Annotated in this window: 1 protein-coding gene; it reads right to left on the reverse strand. The window is 32.5% G+C overall.

The genetic code is table 11. From position 1 onward, the window contains the following. Positions 1–361 precede the first annotated feature (361 nt). Positions 362–511: a hypothetical protein gene (locus I6F53_RS20310; protein WP_197240963.1), complete on the reverse strand. Its 150-nt coding sequence runs from the start codon at positions 509–511 to the stop codon at positions 362–364. Between the last annotated feature and the right edge of the window lie 83 nt (positions 512–594).

Here is a 594-nt window from a genome sequence, read left to right on the forward strand (position 1 = left end):
TGCATTACTTTTGATAAGACATTCCATGTCGCGTCTGTTAACATTAATCTTGGCATGAGGGTTCGGTGTAACGTTTTTTAGCGAATTCAATTATACCTTATTCTCATGCTGTTTGTTTTTTATACCGCAAAGATCAACACGCCCTAGTTAAATTTAATCCTTTATAAGGCGTATAGTTTTTAATACCAATCTGCTTATATATGGGGTCTATTTAACGTTAAGGAAATTACGCTAGAACTAGGCAAAAATTTTTGTATCTAGTTGTTCTAAATAAAAAATTTTTAACGACGTTATAGTGGAATTTAATTCGTTAAATTGATCAAAGATTTATGCAGATTGGTATAACTACACGCCTTCTATGTTATGGGATCACATTATAAATAAGTGCTGATGCGCTTAAATTATTTGAATCCTTAATATAACGATATTGTTTTTTCCAAAACCAACTACCTGTAGTTTTATCAAACGTTTTAAACCCTACGTTATCATCGGCTACATTTACGTTGTTCATCGCTATCCCTCTCTGTCAGACTAGTTGTCGCGCTTAATATTTAATCATTAAAATTAAGTAGAGGGCGTGGAAAAACAATGCCA

This window comes from Pseudoalteromonas sp. SWN29 (assembly GCF_015864465.1).
Taxonomy (GTDB): Bacteria; Pseudomonadota; Gammaproteobacteria; order Enterobacterales; family Alteromonadaceae; genus Pseudoalteromonas.

Bases quoted from the DNA above. Each gene is read 5' to 3' on its own strand.
- I6F53_RS20310 (WP_197240963.1), bottom strand. From the start codon at position 511: ATGAACAACGTAAATGTAGCCGATGATAACGTAGGGTTTAAAACGTTT.